This is a genomic window from Ruegeria sp. BHSA123 (assembly GCF_059613425.1).
In genome coordinates this window covers 1-26,440 of sequence record NZ_JBXWSL010000037.1, presented here as the reverse complement: position 1 = coordinate 26,440, position 26,440 = coordinate 1, and the positions used below count along the sequence as shown (strand labels likewise).

The following is a 26,440-nucleotide window of genomic DNA, read 5'->3' as shown; positions in this document are numbered from 1 at the left end:
GCGTCGCCGAACTTGTCGCGCCACATCTGAACGGCGTAATCCACAACCTCTTCCTCGGTGCGCGAGCCGTCTTTTTGCAGAACCTTGCGGGTGTAGGCATAGGCAAAGACCGGTTCAATCCCCGACGACACGTTCCCGGCATAAAGCGAAATCGTGCCCGTGGGCGCAATCGAGGTCAGCAGAGCGTTGCGGATACCATGTTCGCGGATCGCATCGCGGACGTCGTCATCCATTTGTTGCATCGTGCCGCTGGCCAAATATTTCTCAGCGTCAAACAGGGGGAACGCGCCTTTCTCCTTAGCCAGGTCGACCGAGGCCAGGTATGCGGCGCGGGCGATTGCGTGCAACCAGCGTTCCGTCTGGCGCGCCGCCTCGTCGGACCCATAGCGCAGGCCCAGCATCAGCAGCGCATCCGCAAGACCCGTCACGCCCAGCCCGATGCGGCGCTTGTCCTGCGCTTCCGCCTCTTGCTCGGCCAGCGGGAATTTCGAGGCGTCCACGACGTTATCCATCATGCGCACGGCTGTCGCGACCAGTCCCTGCAACGCCGGTTCATCCAGATGCGCGGCTTCCCCGAACGGTTCGGCAACCAGCCGCGCCAGATTGATCGAGCCCAGCAGGCACGCCCCGTACGGCGGCAGAGGCTGTTCGCCACAGGGGTTCGTCGCGGCGATGGTTTCAACATAGCTCAGGTTGTTGGCCTGATTGATGCGGTCGATGAAGATCACGCCCGGTTCGGCATAATCATACGTGGCCTGCATGATCTTGTTCCACAGATCGCGCGCCTGAACGGTATGATAGATCTTGCCGTCAAACTGCAACTCCCACGGGCCGTCGGCCTTGACCGCCTCCATGAAGGGATCGGTCACCAGCACCGACATATTGAACATGCGCAGGCGGGCCGGGTCGGATTTGGCGGTGATGAACTGTTCGATATCGGGGTGATCGCAGCGCATGGTGGCCATCATCGCCCCCCGGCGCGAACCCGCGGACATGATCGTCCGGCACATTGCGTCCCACACATCCATAAAGCTGAGCGGGCCCGAAGCATCTGCCGCCACGCCCTTCACATCCGCGCCGCGCGGGCGGATGGTCGAGAAATCATAGCCGATCCCGCCCCCCTGCTGCATGGTCAGCGCGGCCTCTTTCAGCATGTCAAAGATGCCGCCCATGCTGTCGGGGATGGTGCCCATGACGAAACAGTTGAACAGCGTCACCTGCCGCGCGGTGCCTGCGCCAGCGGTGATGCGCCCGGCGGGCAAATACCTGAAATCTTCCAGTGCCTCGTAGAACCTGTCTTCCCAATGATCCGGATCGTCCTCGACCCGCGCGAGGTCGCGGGCGATGCGTCGCCAGCTGTCTTCAACCGTTTGATCGATGGGCGTGCCATCCGCCTGTTTAAAGCGGTATTTCATGTCCCAGATCTGCTCGGCGATGGGGGCGGCAAAGCGGCTCATTGGTGATTCCCTGTGCTGAAAGAGGTATCCAGACTAACACCCACTACACCTTGATGAAAGCCAATCCTGAGCTACAATGGATAGATAGCCAATGGACGACTCTGTGGGAAAGCTGTGGATAAGTACGTGAACCTCATCAAACTTTCGGTTGGTTCGGAAAGCGTGGACTCTCTGATCGCGTGGCAGGACAGCCGAATCCCGCTTTATGAGGACGGATATCCGCGCCACGTAACCCGCATGTGGCCCAAACGTGATGCCGAGATTCTGAATGGCGGATCAATCTATTGGGTCATCAAGGGTGTCGTACAGTGCCGCCAGCGCATTCTGCGCCTGGATGAAGTGATTGGTGAAGACGGTATCCGCCGCTGCGCCGTCGTGCTTGACCCAATAGTTCATCGGACCCAGAACGCCTTGAAACGCCCGTTTCAGGGCTGGCGATATCTGAAACCCGAAGATTCACCAGCTGATCTGCCGAAAGGGCGCGCGCAGGACGACGCCCTGCCCGATGATCTCAACCGCGCCCTTGCGGATATCGGTGTGCTGTAATTACCGCAGCCGATCCAGCAATTCCGTCAGAACCGCCTTGTCCGCCGCGTCGACCTTTGCAACCCGGCTGCGCCACAATGTGGCCTGCGATTGCAGGATCAGACCGTCCGACAGGATCTTGAGGTGGTTCGCCCGCAGGGTTTCACCGGACGAAGTGATATCGGCAATTGCCTCGGCTGTTTCGTTCATGACCGTACCTTCGGTCGCCCCCTGGCTGTCGACCAGAGTATAATCGGCCACGCCCGCGTCTGTCAGGAACTCACGCACCAGTCGGTGATATTTGGTGGCAATCCGCAGCCGGTGGCCGTGGGTGTTGCGAAATGCTGCTGCTGCCGCATCGAGATCGTCCAGCGTGTCCACATCGACCCAGCAGGCGGGTGTGGCTATGATCAGATCGGCCTTGCCAAAGCCCAGCTGTGCAATCTCTTCGACCTGCTGTTCCCAGCGCGGCAGTTTCTCATGCACCAGATCGATCCCGGTGACGCCCAGATGAATACGGCCCGACGCAAGTTCGCGCGGAATTTCACCCGCCGACAAAAGGATCAGTGAGACGCCTTCGATCCCGTCGACCCGACCCGCATATTCCCGGTCCGAGCCGTTGCGGGACAGCACGATGCCATGTTTTTCGAACCATGAGACGGTCTTTTCCATCAACCGGCCCTTCGAGGGCACGCCCAGCTTCACACTCATTGCGCGGCCTCCTCGATTTCAAGCATCAGGTCCGGGCGGATCACGCCGCCGATCGCGGGGATTTCGGCCCCATCCCCCAAACGGCGCGTCAGCGCATCATAGCGCCCACCGGTGGCGACGGGCGGCAGGTCGGGACGGCCTTCGGCGTAGAACCCAAAGACAAACCCGTCATAATATTCCATCGATGTCCGGCCATATGACGCTTCGAAATCCAGCCGTGCAACATCGACACCACGCGCTTGCATGGCGGCGATCCGCGCCTCCAACCGGTCCAGCGCCGGGGTGATCTGCGGCAGATCCACTGCCACATCCCTCAGCTGTTCCAACGCGAAGGGCATGGTTTCACGCACATTCAGAAGCGTTTCCAACCCGGCCAGTTCATTGTCGGAGATCGGCGGCGCAGCGCGATCTTCGCGCAGGGCTTTGATCCTGTCGGCAATCTCGGGCGCGCGACGTTTGCCGATCATCGGAACATCAACCGCCATCGGGTCGTCCGCGTCCAAAAGCGCGTCGCGGCCTTCGGGCCCCGGTTTACGCCCTGCAAACCGGTCCAGCAGCGCACGGAACCGGCGCGGCCGCCACAGGTGCCGCATCAGCGCGGCCTTGCGGCGGTCTGTGGTCCGAAGCCCTTCGACAGCCGCGGTCAGAATGCCAATATCCCCGGTCGCTGCGCGCAGAGGCAGCCCGCGCAGTTGCAGCGCCATCAGCGAAAACACTTCGGCATCGGCACCAGCGGGATCATCGCGGTCAAAAACCTCGTACCCCACCTGAATATATTCGTTCGAACGGTCCGGGTCGTGTTCCTGACGGCGGAACACCTCACCTGAATAGGTATAGCGCGCTGGCTCGGCCCCGTCCCGCATGTGCATCTGAACAACAGGCAGGGTGAAATCCGGGCGCAGCATCTGCTCGCCCCGCAGCGCGTCCGAGGTGACGTAGGCACGGGCGCGGATATCCTCGCCATAGAGGTCCAGCAACATTTCAGCGGGTTGCAACAGCGGGGTATCCACCACCTGCGCGCCCGCAGCCTCGAACCGGACACGCATCATCGCGGCACGGGCCTGTATCTGGGAACGGTTGGGCATTGGTCAGTCCTGACTGTTCAGAATTTCACGCACTTTCGCGACCAGATCAGCGCGCGATACTTCGAACTGGCTGGGGCGTTCTTTCCATTCCTCCAGCGTGGCGCTTTCGGCGATCTTGGCCCCAAGGATCAGGTCCTTGATCTGCACGATGCCTTTTGCCTTTTCGTCCCCGCCTTCGATCACCGCAACCGGAGAGTTGCGCTTGTCCGCGTATTTCAACTGATTGCCAAAGTTCTTGGGATTGCCCAGATACACCTCGGCCCGGATGCCCGCATTGCGCAGCTCGGCCACCATCGCCTGATAATCAGCCATCCTGTCGCGGTCCATCACGGTGACGACGACGGGGCCTTTGGCGTGGGCGCTGATCCTGCCCTTTTCGCGCAGCGCGGCCAGCAACCGATCCACACCGATAGACACGCCGGTCGCGGGCACTTCCTGCCCGGTAAACCGCTTGACCAGATCGTCATATCGCCCGCCACCCGCAACCGAGCCGAACTGCCGCTTGCGGCCCTTTTCGTCGAAGATTTCGAAGGTCAGCTCGGCCTCGTAGACCGGACCAGTGTAATAGCCGAGGCCACGCACGACCGATGGGTCAATCACGATGCGGTCGGGGCCGTAGCCGCCAGCGGAGAGAAGTTCAGCGATCTGTTCCAGTTCAGAAATCCCATCCGCCCCAATCTTGCTGTCACCCACGGCAATGCGGAGGTTGGCCAATGTACCAGCGGTATCCACGGCCTTGGAAGTCAGGAAGGCGATAACCGGGTCTGCCTGATCATCGCTGAGACCAACGCCGTCGATAAACGCACCCGACGCGTCCAGACGACCCTTGGTCAGCAACTCGCGCACACCCTGCTCACCCACCTTGTCGAACTTGTCGATGGTCCGCAGCACGGCATCCCTTGTCAGTAACTGATTTGCTGCCGCAACCGCCACATTAAAGTCTGGTGTTTGACCACTTTCGACTACCGCAAGTCCAATCGATTCCAGAACACCGTTCAGAACCTTCCGGTTGTTGACCCGTACCAAATAATCGCCGCGTGGAATGCCCACGGTTTCCAGCGTATCCGACAGCATGGCACAGATCTCGGCGTCTGCAGCCATGCTGGCCGTCCCCACCGTATCCGCATCACATTGATAGAACTGACGGTACCGCCCCGGCCCCGGCTTTTCGTTGCGCCAGACCGGACCCATCGCATAGCGGCGATAGGGCGTGGGCAAATCATTGCGGTGCTGGGCGTAGACACGGGCCAGAGGCGCGGTCAGGTCATAGCGCAGGGCCATCCAGTCGCCATTTCCGCCCTCGTCAAACTCCTGCCACGCGAACACGCCTTCGTTCGGGCGGTCCACGTCGGGCAGGAACTTGCCCAGCGCCTCGACGGTTTCGACCGCGCTGCTTTCCAGCGCGTCAAAACCGTACCGATGATAGACACCCGCAATCGTCCGCAGCATCTCGGTGCGCTGCGTGACTTCCTCGCCGAAATAGTCACGGAACCCTTTCGGCGTTTCGGCCTTGGGGCGGGGCTGTTTCTTGGGCTTGGCCATGTGGGGCGTCCTTGGGAGTGTACCTGTTCCGCGCGCGGTCTATCCCATGGCCCGCATCTGGGCAAGGCGCGCTTTCTCTGGCCAAGGCGTCACAGGGTCGCTATGTGCAGCCTGAAAGACAGGAGCATTCCATGCAGCATCTGGAAGAACAGATTGCCCATCTGACCCGCACGGTTGACGAATTGAACGCGGTTGTCACCCGGCAACAGGCCGAGATTGACCGGCTGACCCGCCGTGTCGAGATGCTGCTGCACCGCGAGGCCGAGCGCGCGCAGGAAGGGTCAGGCGGCGTTGTCCTTGGTGACGAACGCCCGCCTCATTACTGAAGGCTTACAGCCCCAGCGTTGATTTCACCGCATTGTCGACGACGCCACCCAGCAGGGCGTTTTCATCCCCGGCGCAGCCGTCTTTCAGGGCCGCCACAAATGTTTCGCGCAGCGTGGCCTTTTCCTCGTCCGAACTGGCATGAGCTTCGAGGTCGACCTGACGGTTATAAAGGGACAACGCCGTCATCTTGCCGACCACGTCCACAATGTATTCTTCATTCCCGTCAGCTTCTTCGATGACCGACGCGCAGGTGTGATACATGAGCGGCAGCGCCGCTTGCACCATCTGTTCGGCTTCCTCGTCCGCAAGAACAAACCCGGGCCCTGTAAGCAGCGCGGCGGTTGTGATCACTTTCATCGCGTTCAAACGCATCATCCCGCCCCCGCTTATTTCGAGTTCGCGCCGATCAGCGCACCAGCAATTGCCCCTGCGGCGGCACCCTTGCCGTCGCCGATCAAGGCCCCGACCCCAGCACCGATCACAGCACCTTTGATCGTGTTCTCTTTCTTCTTGTCGTCCGCAAGCGTGGCTGTCGCCGAAACCAAAGCCAGCGATGCCGCCGCCCCCAATGCAATCGTTCTGAAATTGAGACCTGCAATCGTCATATCAACGCCCTCCCGTGGCATGATCAGAAGACATATTTGCAAGGTCAGCCTAGCGGTGCGCTAACTGTCTGGCAACAACGCGGTGTCAGATCTCTTCGACGGTCATCACGCCTTCCAGCGATTTGATCGCGCCCTTGATCTGCGGGTTGATCGGAAACACACGCCCAAGGTCGATTTCGACGTCGCCGGGCAGGCCGGGGTCCAGCAACAGCAGCTGGATCGGGCCGCGGGCCGCACCCTTGGCAGCGGTTGCGGCTTCTTCAAGAACCGTTGCAATCGTCGACACTGCCCGCGCTTCGTCGACAAAGATGCGCAGGCCCGTCGCCCCGGCTTCGGCCACCACAGAATCCGCTGGTCCAACCGAACGCCCCAGCAGCTTGAGCTGATCGGACTCCATCGTCGCCTCAACGGTCAGAACCACCTGAGCGCCGGTTTCCAGAAACTCGCGGCATTTCTCCAGCGTGTCGGAAAACAGCGTGACCTCATAAGCGCCGGTCGGGTCCGAAAGCTGGGCAAAGGCGAACCGGTTGCCCTTGGCCGATTTCCGTTCCTGCCGCCCGGCAACCACTCCGGCCATCTTGGCGATCAACGGGCCAGAGCGGGCTTTCTCTGTCACCTCGTCCAGCGTCAAAACCTGTTTACGCTTCAAGGCCGGCATATAGTCGTCCAGCGGATGACCAGAGAGGTAGAATCCGATGGCCTTGAACTCTTCGCTCAGACGTTCAGCCGGCAACCAGTCGGGGGTCGGCGCCAGGCGCGGTTCGGGCAGGTCATCTCCGGCCTCGCCAAACAGTGACACCTGGTTCGAATTCTTCTGTTCATGGATCGCGGCCGAATACTGCACCAGCGCATCTAGGCTTTCAAACACACGGCGGCGGTTCCGGTCCAGCTCATCAAAGGCCCCGGCGCGGGCCAGCATCTCAAGCGGGCGTTTGCCCACTTTCTTCAGATCAACGCGGCGGGCGAAATCGAACAGGTTAACAAACGGCTTGTCCGCGCGAGCCGCAACGATCAGGTTCATCGCCTCGACACCCACATTCTTGAGCGCGCCCAGCGCATAGACCAGATGTCCGTTATCAACATCGAACGTGGCCTGAGATCGGTTCACACAAGGTGGGACATACGGCAGTTCCAGCCCTTTTCGGACCTCTTCGAAATAGATCGCCAGCTTGTCGGTCAGATGGATATCGCAATTCATGACGCCCGCCATGAATTCAACCGGATGGTTCGCCTTCAACCAGCCGGTTTGATAGCTGACCACCGCATAGGCGGCGGCGTGGGATTTGTTGAAGCCGTAATTGGCGAATTTCTCGAGAAGGTCGAAGACTTCGCTGGCTTTCTTGGCATCCACCCCGTTTTCCGCCGCGCCTTTTTCGAACTTGGGGCGTTCGGCATCCATCGCCTCTTTGATCTTCTTACCCATCGCGCGGCGCAGCAGGTCTGCACCGCCCAGGCTGTACCCCGCCATGACTTGCGCGATCTGCATCACCTGTTCCTGATAGACGATAATACCTTGAGTTTCCTCAAGAATGTGGTCGATCAGCGGGTGAACGGATGTGATTTCGCGCAGCCCGTTCTTGACCTCGCAATAGGTCGGGATGTTCTCCATCGGGCCGGGACGATAGAGCGCGACGAGGGCCACGATATCCTCGATACAGGTGGGTTTCATGCGCTTGAGCGCGTCCATCATGCCCGAAGATTCAACCTGGAACACCGCGACCGTCTTGGCCGCTGAATAGAGCTTATACGTCGCCTCGTCATCCAGTGGGATGGCGTTGATCTGGTTCTCGGCCCCCTCGGCAGGTTCATAAAGCTCGGTGCCATCGGCGGCGATGTGCAACTTCCGCCCGGACTTGAAGATCAAGTCCATCGCGTTCTGGATCACGGTCAGGGTTTTCAGACCCAGAAAGTCGAACTTTACCAGCCCGGCCTGTTCCACCCATTTCATGTTGAACTGGGTTGCAGGCATGTCGGATCGCGGGTCCTGATAGATCGGCACCAGCGCGTCCAGAGGCCGGTCGCCAATCACAACCCCAGCCGCGTGGGTCGAGGCGTTGCGCAGCAGCCCTTCGACCTGCTGTCCATACGTCAGCAAACGATCCACCACCTCTTCGTTACGAGCTTCCTCCCGCAGACGCGGCTCATCCTTCAGGGCTTTTTCGATGGAAACCGGTTTTACCCCTTCAACCGGGATCATCTTGGACAGACGGTCCACCTGCCCGTACGGCATTTGCAGCACCCGCCCGATATCGCGTACGGCAGCCTTGGACAGCAAAGCACCAAATGTGATGATCTGCCCCACCTTGTCGCGCCCGTATTTCTGCTGCACGTAGCGGATCACCTCTTCGCGGCGATCCATACAGAAGTCGATATCGAAGTCAGGCATCGAAACCCGTTCGGGATTCAGGAACCGTTCAAACAGCAGGCTGTAACGCAGCGGATCGAGGTCGGTGATTGTCAGCGCATAAGCCACCAGCGAGCCCGCACCCGATCCCCGACCCGGCCCAACCGGAATATCGTGATCCTTGGCCCATTGGATAAAGTCGGCAACGATCAGGAAGTAGCCAGGGAACCCCATTCCTTCGATGATGCCAAGCTCGAAATCCAGCCGTTCCTGATATTCCTCGGGCGTCACCGCATGGGGGATCACGGCCAGACGTTTCTGCAAGCCCTCGTTGGCAATGCGGCGTAGTTCAGCGACCTCGTCATCGGCGAATTTCGGCAGGATCGGATCACGCCGATAGGCCATGAAAGCGCAGCGTTTGGCAATCTCGACAGTGTTCTCGATGGCCTCGGGCAGATCGGCAAACAGCGTCACCATTTCCTGCTGCGACTTGAAATAATGCTGCGCGGTCAGGCGGCGGCGACCTTCCTGCTGGTCGACATAGGCCCCTTCGGCGATACAGATCAGCGCATCATGGGCCTCGTACATATCCGAGGTCGGGAAATAGACGTCATTGGTGGCAACCAGCGGCAGGTTCTTGGCATAGGCCATCTCGATATGGCCGCGCTCGGTCTGGCGTTCGGCCTCTGGTTGGCCGTCCTCGCCCGGATGACGCTGGAGTTCGATATACAGACGATCCGGAAAGATCGCGGCCAGCCGATCCACCAGCGCCTCGGCCGCCGGACGTTGCCCCTGTTGCAACAGGCGGCCCACCGGCCCATCGGGCCCTCCGGACAGGCAGATCAGCCCGTCGGAGCGGCCCGCAAGCTCGTCCAGCGTGACCTGCGGCAACTGCCCGCCCTTGTCCACGTAAAGGCACGTGCTCAGCTTCATCAGGTTCTCGTACCCCGCCTCGGACTGTGCCAGCAGAACAAGCGGCGCGGGCGTTTTTGGCTTTTCCCCCGGTTGCGATTGCACATAAGTCAGATCAACCTGACATCCCATGATCGGCTGGACACCGGCCTGGCTGGCTGTCACCGAAAATTCCAGCGCCGAAAACATGGAATTCGTGTCAGTCACCGCGACGGCAGGCATCCCCATCTTCTCGCACAGGGCGGGCAGTTTTTTCAGCCGCACAGCGCCTTCCAGAAGGGAGTATTCGGTGTGAACACGTAGGTGAATGAATCGGGGGTTACTGCTCATGAACGGCAGGCTACCCTAGCCGCGAGGCATGCAAAAGCCGGAACCTGCGCCGTTGTTTGGCAAAATAATCGTTTTTGATTATTCGGATTTTCCAGAAGGTGCTTCGGAAAGCGACATCTTCACTGACAAAAAAACGCTTTAGTTTCAAGTAACTGATATTTACACAGGGTGCGCAAATCCACGCCACTTGGCTGTAATGATGCATCATACAGGCAGTTTTTCTTGCCAGATCACGCATGCTGTTTCTAACATCCATTTGCAAGCTATCCGCCCGCCACTCTTTCTACGTCGCATCGAAGGAGGGCATCACCAGGGCGCAACCGGGTAAGGCGACGGGTTTCTCGAATGGACATCACGTTTCTTCTGAATGGAGAGACAGTGGAGCTGACGGATATCAATCCGACAGCCACTCTGCTGGATTGGCTGCGTGAAGATCGTGGCCTGACCGGCACCAAAGAAGGCTGCAACGAAGGCGATTGCGGTGCCTGCACTGTCATGGTGACGGATGCGGGTGGCGCAAAGGCCCTGAACTCGTGCATCCTTTTCTTGCCGCAGCTGCATGGCAAGGCGGTTCGAACCGTCGAAGGCGCCAGCGGCCCCGATGGCGAGGTCCATCCGGTTCAGCAGGCCATGGTTGACTTGCACGGGTCGCAATGCGGCTTTTGCACACCCGGTTTTGTCATGTCGATGGTGGCTGGTCACACCAATGGCGCGACGGATCACGACACACAGCTTGCCGGTAATCTGTGCCGTTGCACAGGTTATGCACCCATTATTCGCGCAGCCGAAGCGGCCGAGAAGCATCCCGTGCCTGTCTGGGTCAAGGACAAGCCTGTCGCAACACCCGCCGCTTCACCCATGCTGCCGGGCTCGTCCGACGCGCTGGCTGCTGTGTATGCCGAGAACCCAAATGCCACTTTGGTCGCGGGCGCAACTGATGTTGGGCTTTGGGTGACCAAGCAACTGCGCGATCTTGATCCGGTGATCTTCCTGAACAGCTGTGACGATCTGAAAGAGATCACGATCACCGACGAAGATATTCGGTTCGGTGCCATGGTCGATATGAACCGCATGGGCGAAGCCTTGGCGGACATTCACCCATCGTATGCTGAAATGATCCGGCGCTATGCCAGTGTTCAGGTCCGTCACGCGGCCACTGTGGGTGGCAACATCGCCAATGGCTCACCAATCGGAGACAACCCGCCCGCGCTGATCGCATTGGGTGCGACGCTGCACCTGCGCAAAGGTGATGAACGCCGGTCAGTCCTGCTGGAAGACTTCTTCATCGATTACGGGAAACAGGACCGCGCGCCGGGTGAGTTTGTCGAAGCCGTCAGCTTCCCGCGTCAGGCGGACCGGCTGAAATGCTACAAGCTGAGCAAACGGTTCGATCAGGATATCTCGGCTGTGTGCGGATGTTTCAACATTACCATTTCGGACGGACGTGTGGCGGCTGCGCGCATCGCGTTTGGCGGTATGGCTGGCATTCCGAAACGGGCAACCCATGTCGAGGCCGCGTTGATCGGCAAGCCATGGACGCGCGAGACGATTGACGCCGCTCTGCCCGCTTTTGCCGACGATTATTCACCGCTTACCGATATGCGCGCCTCGGCCACGTACAGGCTTGAGACCGCCAAAGCGATGCTGGAACGGTACTTCCTTGAGGATCAGGGCCAAGTGACCAACGTGCTGGAGGTATCGGCATGAGCGTAACCAAACCCCTTCCCCACGACGCGGCACCGCTGCACGTATCCGGTTCCGCCCGATATGTGGACGACATCCCGACGCCAAAGGGCACATTGCATCTGGCCTTTGGCCTGAGCCCGATCGCCAAGGGCACGATTACCGCGATGGACCTGTCTGCCGTGAAAGCAGCAGCCGGGGTCGTCAAGGTCATGACGGCACAGGACCTGCCTTTTGCCAACGATGTTTCGCCCTCGATCCACGATGAACCGTTGCTGTCCGACGGGACGGTTCACTATATCGGCCAGCCTGTTTTCCTTGTGGTTGCCACCAGCCATCTGGCCGCCCGCAAGGCGGTTCGGTTGGGCAAGATCGACTATGCAGAGGACACACCGATCCTGACGGTGGAAGAAGCTCTGGCAGCAGACAGCCGATTTGAAGACGGGCCCCGTATCTATGCCAAGGGCGACGCGGACGCCGCGATTGAAAGCGCAGCCCACGTCATCGACGGAACATTCGAGATCGGCGGTCAGGAGCATTTCTATCTGGAAGGTCAGGCAGCCCTTGCCGTGCCGAATGAAGGCGGCGACATGCTGGTCCACAGCTCGACCCAGCACCCGACCGAGATACAGCACAAGGTGGCGGACGCTCTGGGCCTGCCAATGCATGCGATCCGCGTCGAAACCCGGCGCATGGGTGGCGGATTCGGTGGCAAGGAAAGCCAGGGGAATGCGCTGGCCGTCGCCTGCGCAGTGGCGGCGCGGGCAACCGGCAAAGCCTGCAAGATGCGCTATGACCGCGATGATGACATGATCATCACAGGCAAACGCCACGCCTTCCGGATTTCCTATCGCGCGGGATTTGACGAACAGGGTCACATTCAGGGCGTGTCCTTTCTGCAATACGCGATCTGCGGCTGGGCGCAGGACCTGTCCCTGCCCGTCGCCGACCGTGCGATGCTGCATTCGGACAATGCCTACCTGCTGCCCAATGCCCGGATTGAAAGCCATCGGTTGAAGACCAACACGCAGTCAGCCACCGCCTATCGCGGGTTTGGTGGCCCGCAGGGGATGGTTGCCATCGAACGGGTGATGGACCACGCCGCGCATGAACTTGGGCTGGACCCGGTGGAATTGCGCCGCCGCAACTATTACGAGCCCGCGCATAAGGTTGCCGAAGTCCAACCTCACGAAAAACCGCGGGGTCATCCCGACCCGCACGAAGACCTGACCAGCCGTGGCGCGGTGGAAACAGGGACCGCCCCGGTCCGCCCCCTGCCCGCTGGCGGCAACACGACGCCCTACGGAATGGAGGTCAGCGATTTCGAACTGCATGGCATGACCGAAGCGCTGATGAAGTCCAGCAACTATGCCGCGCGCAAAGCGGTCATCGAGAAATGGAACGCCGAAAACAGCGTGATCAAGAAGGGCATCGCCTTTTCTCCGGTCAAGTTCGGAATTTCCTTCACGCTGACCCATCTGAACCAGGCCGGTGCGCTGGTGCATGTGTATCAGGATGGTTCGGTCCACCTGAATCATGGCGGCACCGAGATGGGTCAGGGCCTGTTCCAGAAGGTCGCGCAAGTGGCCGCGTCGCGTTTCGGCATCCCGCTTGAGATGGTCAAGATCACCGCCACTGATACGGCCAAAGTGCCGAATACGTCAGCCACGGCAGCGTCTTCAGGCAGCGATCTGAACGGCATGGCGGTGAAAGCGGCTTGCGATACGATCCGCGACCGGATGGCCGATTTTCTGGCTGAACGGCATCAGGCCGACCCCTCCGCGGTCACTTTCACGGATGGCCACGTTTCGGTTGGTGAAGAACGGTACACGTTTGCCGAAGCTGCCGCACTGGCCTATCAGGGTCGCATAAGCCTGTCGGCCACCGGCTTTTATAAAACGCCCAAGATCGAATGGGACAGGATCGCGGGACGCGGTCGCCCGTTTTACTACTTCGCCTATGGCGCTTCGGTCACCGAGGTCGCTGTGGACACGTTGACGGGCGAGAACCGCATTCTGCGCACAGATATCCTGCATGACGCGGGCGCTTCGCTGAACCCGGCGCTGGATGTCGGACAGGTCGAAGGCGGTTACGTGCAGGGCGCGGGCTGGCTGACGACCGAGGAACTGGTCTGGGACGGCAAGGGCAACCTGCGCACACATGCGCCCTCGACCTACAAGATCCCGGCCTGTTCCGACCGGCCCGACATTTTCAACGTCGCACTTTGGGATGGCGAGAACCGAGAGGACACCATCTATCGCTCGAAAGCCGTGGGGGAACCCCCGTTCATGCTGGGAATATCGGCCTGGCTGGCGCTTTCGAATGCGGTGGCAGCCTGCGGGGACACCTATCCGGCACTCAACGCGCCCGCCACCGCCGAAGAGGTCTGGCGCGGCGTCCAGAGGATGAAGGGAGATATCTGATGGGATTTGACCTAGAGGCTTTGAGGGAGGCGGTCAAAACCCACGGCAAAGTGGTTCGGGTGGTCATCGCCGGGATCAAAGGGTCGTCTCCACGCGAAGTTGGTGCCACCATGCTGGTCTGGGGCGGCGGGCAAAGCGGCACAATTGGTGGCGGAACACTGGAATACCAGGCGGCAAATGCCGCACGGTTGCAAACCACGCAAACCCGCCTGACGCATCATGCACTTGGACCCGAGTTGGGGCAATGCTGCGGCGGTGCCGTGTCGTTGCTGAGCGAGGTCTACGACGCAAACACTGTCAATGATCTGGACGATACGGTCATCGCGCGCCCGGCCACGGGTGACGAGATGCCCCTGTCGGTCAAGCGAATGCTGGCGACGGCGCGCGGACAGGGGATTGCGCCAGAACCGCAGCTGATCGATGGCTGGATGGTTGAACCTGTTCACAAGCCGACACGCAATCTGTGGATCTGGGGCGCGGGCCATGTCGGCCGGGCGCTGGTGGATGTGCTGTCCCCGCTTCCCGATCTTGCGATCACCTGGGTGGACACCAGCCGTCAGCGCTTTCCGGCCACTGTGCCAGCGGGCGTGACAATTGTTCCGGCCACAAAACCGGCCGAGCTGATCCGCCATGCCCCATCCGACGCCGAACATCTTGTGCTGACATACTCGCATAGCCTTGACTTTGAACTGTGCAACAGACTGCTTTTGCACGATTTTGGCTTTGCGGGGCTGATCGGCTCGGCTACGAAATGGGCGCGATTCCGGTCGCGTCTGGCCGCTCTTGGGCATCCGCCTGAACGGATAAGCCGGATCACCTGCCCGATCGGTGACCCGTCGATGGGGAAGCATCCACATATGATCGCCGTGGGCGTCGCCGCACAATTGCTGCGCCCGGCCCTGCAAAACGAGTTGAAGAAGGACCTGAGCGCGTGACCATTCCACTTTTGAGCTTGCAAGGGCTGACCAAAGCCTACCCCGGTGTTGTGGCCAATGATCAGGTGTCCTTTGACATCGGTGAAGGCGAAGTGCACGCGCTGCTGGGTGAAAACGGCGCGGGGAAATCCACGCTGGTGAAAATGATCTATGGGCTTGTGAAGCCGGACAGCGGCACCATGAAGCTGCGCGGCAATCCGTTTGCGCCGCCCGAACCGCGCGCGGCCCGTGCCGATGGGATCGCGATGGTGTTCCAGCATTTTTCGCTGTTTGACGCGCTGAACGTGGCCGAGAATATCGCGCTGGGGATGGAGAATCCGCCCCCGATGGGGGATCTGGCATCGCGCATTCGCGAAGTCTCGGAAACCTATGGTCTGCCGCTGGACCCGTTCCGCACGGTTGGCGATCTGTCCGCAGGCGAACGCCAGCGGGTCGAGATCATTCGCTGCCTGCTGCAGGACCCCAAACTGCTGATCATGGACGAACCGACCTCGGTTCTGACCCCGCAAGAGGTCAATATCCTGTTTGAGACGCTGAACAAGCTACGCTCCGAGGGAACCTCGATCCTTTATATCTCGCATAAACTGGAGGAGATCCGAACGCTGTGCGACCATGCCACGATCCTGCGTCTGGGCAAGAACGTGGGCGAATGTGTTCCCGCTGAAACCTCGGCGCGCGACATGGCCGAGATGATGGTCGGGTCGACGTTGCAGACGCCTGAACGCTCGGGCCGGGAACTGGGCGAGGTCGCGCTGGATGTCAGCGGGCTGTCAGTCCCCTCGCCTTCGGAATTCGGCACCGCATTGCGCAATGTGCACATGACGGTCCGCAAGGGCGAGGTTCTGGGCGTCGGCGGTGTTGCCGGAAACGGGCAGGATGAATTGCTGGGCGTGCTGTCCGGGGAAATCCTGACATCGGCGGATGCGATCAAGTTCAACGGTCAGGCAATCGGCAAGCTCGGCCCGACAGCGCGCCGCAAGCTGGGCGTTCTGACCGCGCCCGAGGAACGGCTCGGCCACGCGGCGGCGCCCGACATGAGCCTGACCGAAAACGCTTTGCTGACCGGATCTGTGCGGGAAGGGCTTGAGAAAAACGGCTTCTTGAAATGGTCCGAAACCCGGAGTTTTGCCGAAAAGATCATCGAAGCCTTCGACGTACGTACGCCCGGGCCCGAAAACGCAGCGCGGTCCTTGTCCGGCGGCAATCTGCAGAAATTCGTGATTGGACGCGAAGTGCTGCAAAACCCTGATGTGTTGGTGGTAAACCAGCCAACCTGGGGGGTGGATGCCGCGGCGGCCGCGTCGATTCGGCAAGCCATACTCGATCTTGCGGCGAAAGGCACAGCGGTGGTTTGCATCTCGCAGGATCTGGATGAGCTGATGGAAATCTCGGACAGTTTTGCGGCCTTAAACGAAGGTCGGCTGAGCGCACCGCGCCCGACCACCGGCCTGACCGTGGATGAGATTGGCCTCATGATGGGCGGTGCCCATGGCATGGAGGTGGCACATGTGTGATCTGCTGAGCCGCCTTCGGCGAGAGTATTTGCAAAAAGATGAAACATCTGGGGGGATGAGCAGATGATTGTATTGGAGAAACGGCCACAGCCGTCCAGGGCCTGGTCTTATGCGACCCCCCTTGTGGCGGTGCTGGCGACAATGGTGTTTGGCGGGTTGCTGTTTGCCATATTGGGGAAAAACCCGGTCGAAGCCATCGGTACCATCTTCTGGGAGCCGCTTTTTGGCGAGTTCGCATTCTATTACCGCCCTCAATTGCTGGTCAAGGGCGCCCCGCTTGTGTTGATCGCTATCGGATTGTCGCTGGGATTTCGGGCCGGTATCTGGAATATCGGGGCCGAAGGGCAATACATCATGGGCGCCATATTCGGTGCGGGCGCAGGTCTGGCCTTCTATCCGCTCGACGCCTGGTACATCTTCCCGATCATGGTGGCCGCAGGCGCATTTGGCGGGTGGCTGTGGGCAACGATCCCTGCTTTGCTGAAAGTGCGTTTCGGCACCAACGAAATCCTCGTGTCGCTGATGCTGGTCTACGTGGCCGAACAGATGCTGGCCTCGGTCTCGCTGGGTTTGCTCAAGAACCCCGAAGGGTTCGGCTTTCCCGGCTCGCGCAACCTGCAATCCTATGAAAGCGCGCACAATGCCGAGCTGATTGCCGGTTCCGGGATGCATTGGGGTGTTGTCGCGGCCTTCATCGCGGTGATCTTTGCCTATGTTTTGCTGAACCGTCACATGCTGGGGTTCCATATCCGTCTGACGGGTGAGGCCCCCCGCGCCGCAAAGTTTGCAGGTGTGAATCCAGCGCGCCTGATCCTGTTCTGCCTTGGAATTTCGGGCGCTTTGGCCGGGTTGGCCGGGATGTTCGAGGTGTCCGGCCCGTCCGGTCAGATCAGCATCGATTTCAATGTGGGTTATGGCTTTACAGCGATCATCGTCGCCTTTCTGGGCCGACTGCATCCGGTGGGTATTCTTTTGGCCGGGGGCCTGATGGCGCTGACCTATATTGGCGGTGAAATCGCACAATCGCAGCTGGGCCTGCCTGCCGCAGCCATTCAGGTGTTTCAGGGAATGCTGCTGTTTTTCCTGCTGGCCTTCGATCTTCTGACAAACTTCCGCATCCGTGCGGCTCGTAGCGAGGTGGCGTGATCATGGATCTTGGTCAAATCAATCCCGTTCTTCTGGTTGCTTCGCTTATGGTGGCCGCAACCCCCCTTCTGCTGGCCGCGATCGGAGAGCTTGTCGTGGAAAAGGCAGGCGTTCTGAACCTTGGTGTCGAGGGCATGATGATCGTTGGCGCGATCAGCGGTTTTGCGATCTCGGTCGAAACCGGATCGCCCTGGCTGGGCTTTGTTGCTGCCGCCATTGGCGGGGCCGTGCTGTCGCTGCTGTTCGTCTTGCTGACACAGTTTGCGTTGGCCAACCAGGTTGCCAGCGGCCTTGCGCTGACCCTGTTTGGCCTGGGGTTCAGCGCCCTGATGGGGCAAAGCTATGTGGGCGTCAAACCACCCAGCATGGGCGATATCCACATCCCCTTGATCAGCGATATTCCGGTCATCGGCCCGATCCTGTTTCGGCACGATCCCATCCTGTATCTGGGCATTGCGCTGACCGCTGTGGTCTGGGCCGTCCTGAAGTACACCCGCGTCGGGTTGATCCTGCGGGCGGTTGGTGAAAACCACGATGCCGCCCATGCGCTTGGCTACAAGGTCATCAAAATCCGTATCATGGCGATCCTGTTTGGCGGGGCCTGCGCGGGTCTGGGTGGAGCTTACATCAGTCTGATACGTGTGCCGCAATGGACCGAGGGCATGACCGCAGGTGTCGGCTGGATCGCACTGGCGCTGGTGGTGTTTGCCAGCTGGAAACCGTGGCGGGTCCTGCTGGGTGCATATTTGTTCGGCGGCATCACCGTCTTGCAGCTTAATTTGCAGGCAGCGGGCGTTGCCATTCCCGTCGAGTATCTGGCAATGTCACCCTATCTTATCACGATCCTTGTGCTTGTGATCCTTTCGGCCGACAAGAGCAGCGCACCTGCCTCACTGGGCCGGACCTTCCATGCCTCACACTAGGGGCCAACTGAACCAACTTGGGGAGTAACTACATGAAATTAAAATCGCTTCTGACAACTGCCGCGATAGCGCTTGGTCTTGCGACCGGTGCAGTGGCACAAGACAAAACCAAGGTCGGTTTTGTTTATGTCGGCCCTGTCGGCGACGGCGGCTGGACCTATGAACACAACAAAGGCCGTTTGGCGATCGAAGAAGAGTTCGGCGACAAGGTCGAGACTGTATTCGTTGAATCAGTACCCGAAGGCCCCGACGCCGAGCGCGTGATGACCCAGATGGCGCTGGAAGGCGCGGATCTGATCTTTACCACCTCGTTCGGCTATATGGATCCAACCATCAATGTGGCCAAGAAATTCCCGAACGTGAAGTTCGAGCACGCGACCGGCTACAAGACCGCCGACAACGTCTCGGTCTATTCAGCGCGTTTCTACGAAGGCCGCGCGGTTCAGGGGCATATCGCGGGTAGAATGACCGAATCGAACATCATCGGCTATATCGGGTCCTACCCGATCCCCGAGGTGATCCGCGGTATCAACTCGGCCTATATCCACGCCAAGAAAGCGAACCCGGATGTACAGTTCAAGATCGTCTGGGCCTATACATGGTTCGACCCGGCGAAAGAGGCTGACGCTGCATCGGTTCTGATCGAACAGGGCGCCGACGTGATCCTGCAGCACACTGACTCGACCGCACCGCAGGCCGCCGCACAAGAGGCGGGCAACGTGATCACCTTCGGTCAGGCTTCGGATATGAGCGAATACGCCCCCAAACCGCGTGTTTCCTCGATCATCGACAACTGGGGACCCTATTACATTGCGCGCACGCGAGCCGTGATGGACGGCACCTGGGCCTCGTCCAACACCTGGGACGGAATCGGGCCGGGCATGGTAGAAATCGGTGAGATTTCGGATGCAGTTCCCGCGGACATCAAGGAAGAGGCACTGGCCCTGAAAGCCGCGCTGGCCGATGGCAGCTATCATGCCTTTACCGGACCGCTGAAAAAGCAGGACGGCAGCGACTGGCTGGCCGAGGGCGAAGTGGCCGACGACGGTACTCTGGCCGGTATGAACTTCTATGTCGAAGGGCTGGAAGGCGATATCCCGCAATAAACGGCGCGGATAGAAATGCATAAAGGCCCGCAGGATTGCGGGCCTTTTTTGTGGCGTTTTCGTTTCGGTCACATTACCGGATGACCGGGATGCTACGGCCGCGACGAGCCACAGAAACTTTAGACTCTGCCCTGCGTTCGCCACCCGATCAGGCTGAGACACGCAAAAACGATCGCGGCAACGCAGACAATCGAGGGCCCTGCCGGAGTGTCGAATACATACGCAGCCCTTAGCCCTGTGATGGCCGAAAGCGCACCTATTCCCGCAGCAATCAGGGCCATGGATTCTGGTGACCGTGCCAGGTTTCGCGCAGCAGCCGCCGGAATAATCAGCATCGCGGCGATCAGCAACACGCCCACAACCTTGATCGCCACCGCTACGGTCACAGCAAGTGACAGGGTCAGGATCAGTTGTTCTCGCCTTGGATCGAAGCCGCTGGCATAGGCCAGTTCTTCGTTCAGTGTCGCGGTCAGAAGTTGCGACCAACGCCAGACAATCAGAGCCACGACAAGCGCCGCACCGCCCCAGATCACGACCAGATCAGAACGGGAGACCGCCAGAATATCCCCAAACAGATACGCCATCAGGTCAATCCGGACACCGGACAGGAATGAAACTGCAACCAGCCCGAAGGCCAGCGCAGAATGCGCCAGCACCCCCAGCAGCGTGTCCATCGCATAACCGCGACCGGCCAAAAGCGAAACGGTCAGCGCCATGACCAAAGCGATAGCCAGCGCGCCCGTGAAGATCGACATCTGAAACGTCAGGGACAGGGCCACGCCCAGAATTGCGGCATGCGCGGTCGCGTCGCCGAAATACGCCATGCGACGCCACACGACAAAACATCCAAGGGGGGCCGCCGCAAACGCCACGCCAATACCGGCGAGCGTTGCCCGCATCATGAAATCATCCAGCATTATTCCGCCGCTTCCTGTGGGTTCGCATCATGATCATGATCATGATCATGATGGTGATCATGTTCATGACGATAAAGGGCAAGCGCACCGCCTGTTCCGGTTCCGAACAAGGCCCGATACTCTGGTGCCGAGGCGACCACGGCCGGCGATCCTTCGCAACAGACATGCCCATTGAGGCATATCACCCGGTCCGACGCGCTCATGACCACGTGCAGTTCGTGGCTGATCATCAGAATGGCGCATCCGGACTCGCGTCGGACTGCCTCGATCTGCTGGTAAAAGCTAGCCGATCCCCGTTGGTCCAACCCCTGTGTCGCTTCGTCCAGCAACAAGATGTCCGGGTGGTTGATCAAGGCTCTGGCCAACAGCACCCGCTGGAACTGTCCGCCGGACAGCTGCGACATCTGGCGTTTCAACAGATCCGGCACACCCGCGGATTCAAGCGCCTCGACACATTGCCTGCGCGACACAGGATCGGTCAGACGCATGAACCTTTCGACGGAAATTGGCAAAGTCGGATCGACATGCAGCTTCTGCGGCACATATCCGATTTTCAATCCGGGCTTCAGTGACACGTGACCGGCGGAAGGCCGTGTCGCACCGATAATGGCCCGCAGCAGGCTGGTCTTGCCTGATCCGTTCGGGCCAACGATGGTCACGATTTCACCCGGTTCAACGACCATATCCACATGATGCAGCACGGTATGCGCGCCATAGCGGACGCTGAGTTTCTCGACAGTGATTAGGGCCATCTTTATGCCTTTTCGGTGCAGTCAGGGCAGAGACCTTCAGCCTCTACAACCGTTCGCTCGATCTCGAAACCTGCCGCGCGCGCGGCAGCGCCAAGAACACCTTTGGAGGGGGCGGACTGCGCCTCGGCTACGGCATCACATTTTCGGCAGATCATGAAAGCAGGTGAATGCGCCGCGCCGGGATGAGAGCAGGCGACAAACGCGTTCAGCCGCTCGATCTTGTGGACAAAGCCGTTCTGTACAAGAAACTCCAACGCCCGATAAGCGACCGGAGGCTGGGACCCGAATCCTTCGTCGCGCAACCGATCAAGGATTGCGTAGGCGCCAAGGGCGCGATGTTCCTGCAACAACATCTCAAGAACCTTGCGGCGAACCGGCGTCAGACGCAGCCCTTCCTCTTTGCACCGGGCTTCGGCAGATGCCAGGGCCGTTGCGACACAGCTCTGGTGGTCATGTTCCTGAAACCCGACCGGGGCGGTGTCTTTGCCAGGTACTGGGTGCACATCACTTGTCATGTTATTTCATATCATGTATTGCCACTTGAAATGTTATAAAATCACACAGAGAGCTCTATGTCCAGAACGCTTCTTCTTCCATTGTCGATCACAGTTGCATTGCTGGGTGGACCGGCCCGCGCAGATGCGCCAAACGTTGCCGCGGACATTGCCCCGGTTCATTCGCTGGTGGCCCGTGTAATGGAGGGTGTGGGAACACCTGCCCTGATCGTCGCACCGGGTGCCTCGCCGCATGAATACAATCTGCGCCCGTCCGAGGCAGCCGCGTTGCAAAACGCCGATCTGGTGTTCTGGGTAGGAGAAGACCTGACGCCATGGTTGGAAAGCGCGATAGAAACCCTTGCCCAAGGCGCGACTGCCACTGCCCTATTGGACGCAAAGGGCACGGAGCTTCTTGAGTTCCGGGAAGACACATTGTTTGAGGCGCATGATCACGCGGACGATGCGGGTCACGAAGACCATGACGACCATGACGATCACGAAGGCCATGATGATCATAACGATCATGATTCTCATGACCCACATGCCTGGCTGTCGCCAACGAATGCCAAAGCCTGGCTGAACCTGATCGCAGATCAATTGTCGTCAGCGGATCCCGACAATGCCGCTGCGTATTTGGCAAACGCCGAAGCGGCGCGCGAAGAAATGACCGCGCTTTCCGCAGAAGTGGCAGGGTTGCTTGAGCCGGTTCGCGGCGGCAGCTTCATCGTGTTTCATGATGCTTATCAGTATTTCGAGGTCGCGTTTGGTTTCCCGGCATCAGGCGCGATTTCCCTGAGCGATGCGTCCGACCCAAGCCCCGCGCGTATTGCCGCCATTCAAGGTCGCATTCGCGCTGAAGGCATCAACTGCGTATTATCTGAACCACAGTTCAATCCGGGCATCGTCGAGACCGTGTTGGATGGAACATCGGCGCAATCCGGTGTGATCGATCCACTGGGCTCGGCACTGGAACCGGGGCCGTCTCTGTACCCGCAAGTCATTCGTAACATGGCGCAAACCCTGTCGGAGTGTTTGAAAACCCGTTGAACCGGGACTGGGATCGGGACGCGGGAACCTGCCGGGGTGCACCCAAAAAGGCCAAGTCCCGGCCCGCGCATCAGGTTTCGAACATTGGAGAAGCGCATCAGACCATGGTCTGTAGCGCGTCAAGCAATTGTCGTTCATAGTCGATTGCGAAATGAGACCCAAAATTTCTGACCTGACAATTGGCAACTGGTCTTTGTCGCGCGTTTTTCTCGCGGCCAGCATAGTCGTAATGGGGACTGCTACGGTGTTTGTTGGTCACTGGGTGTCGAACCGGATCGAAAACGCGGTTGTACAGAACTCCGCCAACTCGGCCGCACTGTACATGGAAAGCATTCTGTCTCCTCTCAGCCAGGAGCTGGCGCATGGAGATCGACTGTCCGAACAGGCCAGCCGGGCGCTGGACGAGATTTTCATGACCCAGCCGATGCGCGAACGCATTGCCTCGTACAAGTTCTGGAAACAGGATGGCGAGATTGCATACGCATCGGATTCCGCCATCATCGGTCGTCGGTTCGAGCCGACAGATGACCTGAAACGCGCATGGGCTGGAGAAATCTCGGGCTCATTTGAAGAGCTGGACGACGAAGAAAGCGCGGCAGAGGCTGCGCTTGGCATTCCATTGCTGGAAGTCTACAGCCCTATTCGCGAAATCTGGTCGGGGAAAATCATCGCGGTCGCCGAGTTCTATGAAAAAGCCGATCAGTTGGAACTGGACATGGCCAGAGCCCGAAGAACAAGCTGGTTGATCGTTGGCTCGGCTTTTGCGGCAAGCACGATTGTTCTGTTTTCCATTGTCGCAATCGGCGACAATACCATTCGACGGCAGGGGCGCCTTCTGAACGACCGCCTTGCCGAAAGTGAAAAGATGGCCGCGCAGAATGCCATGCTGCGGTCGCGCGTCATTGATGCATCAGAAAGATATGCTGCGCAAACGGACAGGTTCCTCAGGAAACTCGGCGCGGAACTGCATGACGGTCCTGCCCAATACCTATCGCTCGCTGCCCTTCGATTGGAGGCCGCATTCGGCGACAGGCCGGAGATGCCCACCGAGGCCGAAGAAATTCAACAGTCGTTGCAGAAGTCTTTGGCAGAAATTCGCGCCCTGTCACGGGGGTTGTTCGCGCCAGACATCGAAAACCTGGCGCTCGTTGATGTCGTGAAAAGAGCTGTCGAGGACCACGCGGAACACAGCCCTTTTCGCCCCGGTATTTCCTTTCAGGGCAATCCGTCGCCCGACTTGTCGATCTCGGGCAAGTTGTGCGTTTTCCGGTTCCTGCAGGAAACGATTTCCAATGCCGCAAGATATGCGCCCACGTCCCGATGCATTGTCACCTGCGACGTACATGATGATCGCATCACCGTTCAGGTCAGCGACGACGGCCCCGGGTTCGATCCGTCAGGCGAGACTGTGCTGCGAGACGACGGGGGCCAGGGCCTTGTCGGTTTGCGTGACCGGGTCGAAAGCATCGGTGGCCGGTTCGTGGTGACATCAACCCCGGGCAAGGGCACCACCGTTGCTATGACATTGTTTCCCAGAAAGATGAGTGCATCATGACAACATCCGTCGTTATCGCAGATGATCACCCGATTTTTCGGGACGGTTTGCACCGCACATTAGAAGAGGCTGACGGTTTCAAGGTTCTCGCCGCTGGATCAAATGCGGATGAGGCCGTTTCCCTTGTCCGAACCCATCAACCTGACATCGCCATCCTCGACCTGTCGATGCCCGGTGGCGGCATTAGCGCGACCCGTCGAATTGCTGAAATGGCGAACCCGCCTTTCATCGCGATATTGACGGTCTCTGAAAACAGCAGTGACGTCGCAGACGCTTTGGAGGCGGGTGCCATTGGCTACATCGTCAAGGGCGTGACAGCGCGCGAATTGACAGATTCGCTGCGCAGTATCGCCTCGGGCGAAGGATTCGTCTCGCCGGGTCTGGCTTCGCGCATGCTGCTTCAGATCAATCGCGGAAGTGGGCCGCAGAAAGAAACTGACGCCATCGATGATCTTACCCATCGCGAGGAGGAGATTCTTCGGCGCGTCGCCAAAGGGCTAAGCAATCGGGAAATAGCCGATGAGTTGGGGATTCAAGAAAAAACCGTCAAGCATTACATGACGGCGATCCTGTCCAAGCTCCATGCGCGGAACCGGGTGGAGGCCGCTCTCATCGCGCATGAGGCCTGGAACAAGAAAGACTAGGGTCAGGCGCTCAAAGACCGGGGCGGTCTCTCAAGAAAAGAAACCGCCCCGCACAATGGTCAAAGTTCGTTGTTCAGTTGGCAATCGCCTGAAGTCTGCTGCGATCCGCCGCGGTTGCGGTTCTTTCAACAACGGTCCGGTTGAACGGGTCTTTCAGTTCGTAACGTCCGCCCTCGATCTCTTCTTTCCAGCCGTTTGCGTAACTAACTTCGATATTGTTGCCCTGAATTTCGATTTTTGCCGGGTTACTTCCAGCACCGCCGCTCTGCCCTGGCGAGCGCACACTATCGATTGAGATACCGTTTGCCAGTGACCGAAGGCGCGAAACGTCGGCACCGGTGGCCGGTCGTTCCTCGACGGTTCGGTTCTGCGCGTTCTTTCTTTCGTACCGACCGTTTTCGATCTCTTCTTTGGTGCCGTCAGCATAGCGTACTTCGATGCCGCTCGCGCTTGTCTCGACCTTTGTTATTCCAGCCGATCCCGATGACCGCCCCCCAGACTGAGACCGGTCCTTCTTATCCCCGCCCCGACCCGAGCGTGACGATCCATCGTCATCGTCATCATCGTCATCATCATCGTCGTGACCACCTTTACCCGATCCGGAATTGTCGTCGCTATCTCCGCCGCTGCCCGACCCGGAATTGCTGTCATGATCATCATCCCCGCCGTTGCCGTCACTCCCCTTCCCGCTTTTTGCAAACGCGTAAGCAGGTTCCAACCGCAGATGACCGTCTGCGTCAAATGTCGGCACATAGGGTGTCATCACAATCAGCGACGCCAGCGCTGCTGAGCTCAGAAGCTGACCAGTTCTTTTCCGGGTATTCATTATCGTCTCCAATCCTGTTCGAGGCGTTTTCCTGCATTGGAGGCAGAATATCCCAGTCCCGGCTTCGCTACATCGGGCTTAGGTCTGATGAATTTCCGGCCGAATGTCCGGACCGAAGAAGCTAAGAATTACAATTCCCGAAACTCAACCTGATCCAACACTCTTATTTTGGCTTTGAGCAACGAGGGACCGCATGTCGGTGCCGACAGCACTGACGGTGGAGGCGTGTTGGTTTTCATGTTGGGGTAAGAGTCGGCTTCAGGGAGCGTCAGAATGGGTGCGCTTTGATAGCTGATCTTTGCTCTCTGGCGTAGCACCGTTGTAGCACCGGGCGAGGATGCCCCACGCGCGGAAATCGCTCTGTTGGACGCTAGCGTATTGTGTTTATTGAGGTATATTTTGGTTGCGGGAGTAGGATTTGACCTTTATCGAACATCAATTAGGCACATCCCTAACAAACCAATTTGAAGTAGATTTCTGGAGGCACGGATTTACTGCTTCAGACGCTTGACCAATTTGGGCATATTTTGTTGAAAAACTCGGGCTTGATCGGTTGGTAAGTTGCTGATTCAATTCTTCCTAAAGGGAGGGATCAGCCATGATGGGACCGAGACAGGAAGCGCAAGCGTCGCTG

23 protein-coding genes are annotated in these 26,440 nt (G+C 59.3%); 12 read left to right on the top strand and 11 right to left on the bottom strand.

Annotated elements, in window-relative coordinates; genetic code table 11:
* Nucleotides 1-1,457, bottom strand: a 1,457-nt coding sequence (locus AC2FNC_RS15360; protein ID WP_496715798.1) for an adenosylcobalamin-dependent ribonucleoside-diphosphate reductase, incomplete at its 3' end; no start/stop codon positions are given.
* Nucleotides 1,458-1,571: 114 nt separating this feature from the next.
* Here AC2FNC_RS15360 and AC2FNC_RS15355 point away from each other — a divergent pair.
* On the top strand, nucleotides 1,572-2,003 hold the full coding sequence (locus tag AC2FNC_RS15355; RefSeq protein ID WP_496715797.1) for a DUF1489 family protein: 432 nt from the start codon (nucleotides 1,572-1,574) through the stop codon (nucleotides 2,001-2,003).
* Here the strand turns inward: AC2FNC_RS15355 and hisG are convergent, their stop codons facing one another.
* The 3 genes from hisG to hisS are packed head-to-tail and all read right to left on the bottom strand — an operon-like array spanning nucleotide 2,004 to nucleotide 5,320.
* Nucleotides 2,004-2,693: an ATP phosphoribosyltransferase gene (hisG, locus tag AC2FNC_RS15350; RefSeq protein ID WP_480475398.1), complete on the bottom strand. Its 690-nt coding sequence runs from the start codon at nucleotides 2,691-2,693 to the stop codon at nucleotides 2,004-2,006.
* The gene (locus AC2FNC_RS15345; protein ID WP_496715796.1) at nucleotides 2,690-3,778 is read right to left on the bottom strand and encodes an ATP phosphoribosyltransferase regulatory subunit; all 1,089 of its coding nucleotides are present in this window, start codon (nucleotides 3,776-3,778) and stop codon (nucleotides 2,690-2,692) included. Before AC2FNC_RS15345 ends, hisG begins: the two co-directional genes overlap by 4 nt.
* Before the next feature lie 3 nt (nucleotides 3,779-3,781).
* A complete protein-coding gene (gene hisS / locus AC2FNC_RS15340) occupies nucleotides 3,782-5,320 on the bottom strand; it encodes a histidine--tRNA ligase (protein WP_496715795.1) in 1,539 nt (512 codons plus the stop codon).
* A 131-nt stretch (nucleotides 5,321-5,451) separates the two neighbouring features.
* Between hisS and AC2FNC_RS15335 the strand changes: the two genes are divergently transcribed.
* Nucleotides 5,452-5,646 (top strand): SlyX family protein, encoded by a 195-nt coding sequence (locus AC2FNC_RS15335; protein ID WP_480484821.1) that lies wholly within the window; start codon nucleotides 5,452-5,454, stop codon nucleotides 5,644-5,646.
* 4 nt (nucleotides 5,647-5,650) lie between these two features.
* Here the strand turns inward: AC2FNC_RS15335 and AC2FNC_RS15330 are convergent, their stop codons facing one another.
* From AC2FNC_RS15330 to dnaE, 3 genes are all read right to left on the bottom strand, one after another.
* A complete protein-coding gene (locus AC2FNC_RS15330) occupies nucleotides 5,651-6,022 on the bottom strand; it encodes a hypothetical protein (RefSeq protein WP_496715794.1) in 372 nt (123 codons plus the stop codon).
* A gap of 11 nt (nucleotides 6,023-6,033) precedes the next feature.
* A complete protein-coding gene (locus AC2FNC_RS15325; RefSeq protein WP_480774474.1) occupies nucleotides 6,034-6,252 on the bottom strand; it encodes a YMGG-like glycine zipper-containing protein in 219 nt (72 codons plus the stop codon).
* A gap of 85 nt (nucleotides 6,253-6,337) precedes the next feature.
* Nucleotides 6,338-9,838, bottom strand: a complete 3,501-nt coding sequence (gene dnaE, locus AC2FNC_RS15320) for a DNA polymerase III subunit alpha (protein WP_496715792.1) — start codon at nucleotides 9,836-9,838, stop codon at nucleotides 6,338-6,340.
* Between the two features lie 345 nt (nucleotides 9,839-10,183).
* On the opposite strand from dnaE, the gene xdhA reads away from it, so the two are divergent.
* The 7 genes from xdhA (at nucleotide 10,184) to AC2FNC_RS15285 (ending at nucleotide 19,568) form a co-directional block, all read left to right on the top strand.
* Nucleotides 10,184-11,545: a xanthine dehydrogenase small subunit gene (gene xdhA, locus AC2FNC_RS15315; protein WP_480519208.1), complete on the top strand. Its 1,362-nt coding sequence runs from the start codon at nucleotides 10,184-10,186 to the stop codon at nucleotides 11,543-11,545.
* Nucleotides 11,542-13,944 (top strand): xanthine dehydrogenase molybdopterin binding subunit, encoded by a 2,403-nt coding sequence (gene xdhB, locus AC2FNC_RS15310; RefSeq protein WP_496715791.1) that lies wholly within the window; start codon nucleotides 11,542-11,544, stop codon nucleotides 13,942-13,944. Before xdhA ends, xdhB begins: the two co-directional genes overlap by 4 nt.
* Complete coding sequence (gene xdhC / locus AC2FNC_RS15305; RefSeq protein WP_496715790.1) at nucleotides 13,944-14,879, top strand: xanthine dehydrogenase accessory protein XdhC; 936 nt, start codon at nucleotides 13,944-13,946, stop codon at nucleotides 14,877-14,879. Before xdhB ends, xdhC begins: the two co-directional genes overlap by 1 nt.
* On the top strand, nucleotides 14,876-16,393 hold the full coding sequence (locus AC2FNC_RS15300; protein WP_480496423.1) for an ABC transporter ATP-binding protein: 1,518 nt from the start codon (nucleotides 14,876-14,878) through the stop codon (nucleotides 16,391-16,393). The genes xdhC and AC2FNC_RS15300 overlap by 4 nt, the downstream gene beginning before the upstream one ends.
* Nucleotides 16,394-16,456: 63 nt before the next feature.
* Nucleotides 16,457-17,539 (top strand): ABC transporter permease, encoded by a 1,083-nt coding sequence (locus tag AC2FNC_RS15295; protein ID WP_480496425.1) that lies wholly within the window; start codon nucleotides 16,457-16,459, stop codon nucleotides 17,537-17,539.
* Nucleotides 17,540-17,541: 2 nt separating this feature from the next.
* Nucleotides 17,542-18,462: an ABC transporter permease gene (locus AC2FNC_RS15290; protein WP_209598075.1), complete on the top strand. Its 921-nt coding sequence runs from the start codon at nucleotides 17,542-17,544 to the stop codon at nucleotides 18,460-18,462.
* A 32-nt stretch (nucleotides 18,463-18,494) separates the two neighbouring features.
* Nucleotides 18,495-19,568, top strand: a complete 1,074-nt coding sequence (locus AC2FNC_RS15285; protein WP_480555512.1) for a BMP family ABC transporter substrate-binding protein — start codon at nucleotides 18,495-18,497, stop codon at nucleotides 19,566-19,568.
* Nucleotides 19,569-19,687: 119 nt separating this feature from the next.
* Here the strand turns inward: AC2FNC_RS15285 and AC2FNC_RS15280 are convergent, their stop codons facing one another.
* From AC2FNC_RS15280 to AC2FNC_RS15270, 3 genes are read right to left on the bottom strand one after another with little or no spacing between them, the layout of a single operon-like run.
* Nucleotides 19,688-20,485 (bottom strand): metal ABC transporter permease, encoded by a 798-nt coding sequence (locus tag AC2FNC_RS15280; RefSeq protein WP_480555510.1) that lies wholly within the window; start codon nucleotides 20,483-20,485, stop codon nucleotides 19,688-19,690.
* Nucleotides 20,485-21,237, bottom strand: a complete 753-nt coding sequence (locus AC2FNC_RS15275) for a metal ABC transporter ATP-binding protein (RefSeq protein WP_496715788.1) — start codon at nucleotides 21,235-21,237, stop codon at nucleotides 20,485-20,487. The genes AC2FNC_RS15280 and AC2FNC_RS15275 overlap by 1 nt, the downstream gene beginning before the upstream one ends.
* Nucleotides 21,238-21,239: 2 nt before the next feature.
* A complete protein-coding gene (locus AC2FNC_RS15270) occupies nucleotides 21,240-21,752 on the bottom strand; it encodes a Fur family transcriptional regulator (RefSeq protein WP_480475370.1) in 513 nt (170 codons plus the stop codon).
* A 57-nt stretch (nucleotides 21,753-21,809) separates the two neighbouring features.
* Between AC2FNC_RS15270 and AC2FNC_RS15265 the strand changes: the two genes are divergently transcribed.
* From AC2FNC_RS15265 to AC2FNC_RS15255, 3 genes are all read left to right on the top strand, one after another.
* On the top strand, nucleotides 21,810-22,781 hold the full coding sequence (locus AC2FNC_RS15265) for a zinc ABC transporter substrate-binding protein (protein WP_480475368.1): 972 nt from the start codon (nucleotides 21,810-21,812) through the stop codon (nucleotides 22,779-22,781).
* Between the two features lie 151 nt (nucleotides 22,782-22,932).
* Nucleotides 22,933-24,336 (top strand): sensor histidine kinase, encoded by a 1,404-nt coding sequence (locus AC2FNC_RS15260; RefSeq protein WP_480519219.1) that lies wholly within the window; start codon nucleotides 22,933-22,935, stop codon nucleotides 24,334-24,336.
* Nucleotides 24,333-24,980, top strand: a complete 648-nt coding sequence (locus AC2FNC_RS15255; RefSeq protein ID WP_480519221.1) for a response regulator — start codon at nucleotides 24,333-24,335, stop codon at nucleotides 24,978-24,980. Before AC2FNC_RS15260 ends, AC2FNC_RS15255 begins: the two co-directional genes overlap by 4 nt.
* Nucleotides 24,981-25,053: 73 nt before the next feature.
* On the opposite strand, the gene AC2FNC_RS15250 is transcribed toward AC2FNC_RS15255, so the two are convergent.
* Nucleotides 25,054-25,806 (bottom strand): hypothetical protein, encoded by a 753-nt coding sequence (locus AC2FNC_RS15250; RefSeq protein ID WP_480519223.1) that lies wholly within the window; start codon nucleotides 25,804-25,806, stop codon nucleotides 25,054-25,056.
* Nucleotides 25,807-26,440: the final 634 nt, after the last annotated feature.

What these genes read in the sequence shown, in the direction of transcription:
- xdhC (WP_496715790.1), top strand. Translation starts at nt 13,944, where the DNA reads ATGGGATTTGACCTAGAGGCTTTGAGGGAGGCGGTCAAAACCCACGGC.
- AC2FNC_RS15295 (WP_480496425.1), top strand. Translation starts at nt 16,457, where the DNA reads ATGATTGTATTGGAGAAACGGCCACAGCCGTCCAGGGCCTGGTCTTAT.
- hisS (WP_496715795.1), bottom strand. Translation starts at nt 5,320, where the DNA reads ATGGCCAAGCCCAAGAAACAGCCCCGCCCCAAGGCCGAAACGCCGAAA.
- AC2FNC_RS15330 (WP_496715794.1), bottom strand. Translation starts at nt 6,022, where the DNA reads ATGATGCGTTTGAACGCGATGAAAGTGATCACAACCGCCGCGCTGCTT.
- AC2FNC_RS15345 (WP_496715796.1), bottom strand. Translation starts at nt 3,778, where the DNA reads ATGCCCAACCGTTCCCAGATACAGGCCCGTGCCGCGATGATGCGTGTC.
- AC2FNC_RS15275 (WP_496715788.1), bottom strand. Translation starts at nt 21,237, where the DNA reads ATGGCCCTAATCACTGTCGAGAAACTCAGCGTCCGCTATGGCGCGCAT.
- xdhA (WP_480519208.1), top strand. Translation starts at nt 10,184, where the DNA reads ATGGACATCACGTTTCTTCTGAATGGAGAGACAGTGGAGCTGACGGAT.
- AC2FNC_RS15265 (WP_480475368.1), top strand. Translation starts at nt 21,810, where the DNA reads ATGTCCAGAACGCTTCTTCTTCCATTGTCGATCACAGTTGCATTGCTG.
- hisG (WP_480475398.1), bottom strand. Translation starts at nt 2,693, where the DNA reads ATGAGTGTGAAGCTGGGCGTGCCCTCGAAGGGCCGGTTGATGGAAAAG.
- AC2FNC_RS15290 (WP_209598075.1), top strand. Translation starts at nt 17,542, where the DNA reads ATGGATCTTGGTCAAATCAATCCCGTTCTTCTGGTTGCTTCGCTTATG.
- AC2FNC_RS15325 (WP_480774474.1), bottom strand. Translation starts at nt 6,252, where the DNA reads ATGACGATTGCAGGTCTCAATTTCAGAACGATTGCATTGGGGGCGGCG.
- dnaE (WP_496715792.1), bottom strand. Translation starts at nt 9,838, where the DNA reads ATGAGCAGTAACCCCCGATTCATTCACCTACGTGTTCACACCGAATAC.
- AC2FNC_RS15280 (WP_480555510.1), bottom strand. Translation starts at nt 20,485, where the DNA reads ATGCTGGATGATTTCATGATGCGGGCAACGCTCGCCGGTATTGGCGTG.
- AC2FNC_RS15255 (WP_480519221.1), top strand. Translation starts at nt 24,333, where the DNA reads ATGACAACATCCGTCGTTATCGCAGATGATCACCCGATTTTTCGGGAC.
- AC2FNC_RS15260 (WP_480519219.1), top strand. Translation starts at nt 22,933, where the DNA reads ATGAGACCCAAAATTTCTGACCTGACAATTGGCAACTGGTCTTTGTCG.
- AC2FNC_RS15335 (WP_480484821.1), top strand. Translation starts at nt 5,452, where the DNA reads ATGCAGCATCTGGAAGAACAGATTGCCCATCTGACCCGCACGGTTGAC.
- xdhB (WP_496715791.1), top strand. Translation starts at nt 11,542, where the DNA reads ATGAGCGTAACCAAACCCCTTCCCCACGACGCGGCACCGCTGCACGTA.
- AC2FNC_RS15285 (WP_480555512.1), top strand. Translation starts at nt 18,495, where the DNA reads ATGAAATTAAAATCGCTTCTGACAACTGCCGCGATAGCGCTTGGTCTT.
- AC2FNC_RS15250 (WP_480519223.1), bottom strand. Translation starts at nt 25,806, where the DNA reads ATGAATACCCGGAAAAGAACTGGTCAGCTTCTGAGCTCAGCAGCGCTG.
- AC2FNC_RS15270 (WP_480475370.1), bottom strand. Translation starts at nt 21,752, where the DNA reads ATGACAAGTGATGTGCACCCAGTACCTGGCAAAGACACCGCCCCGGTC.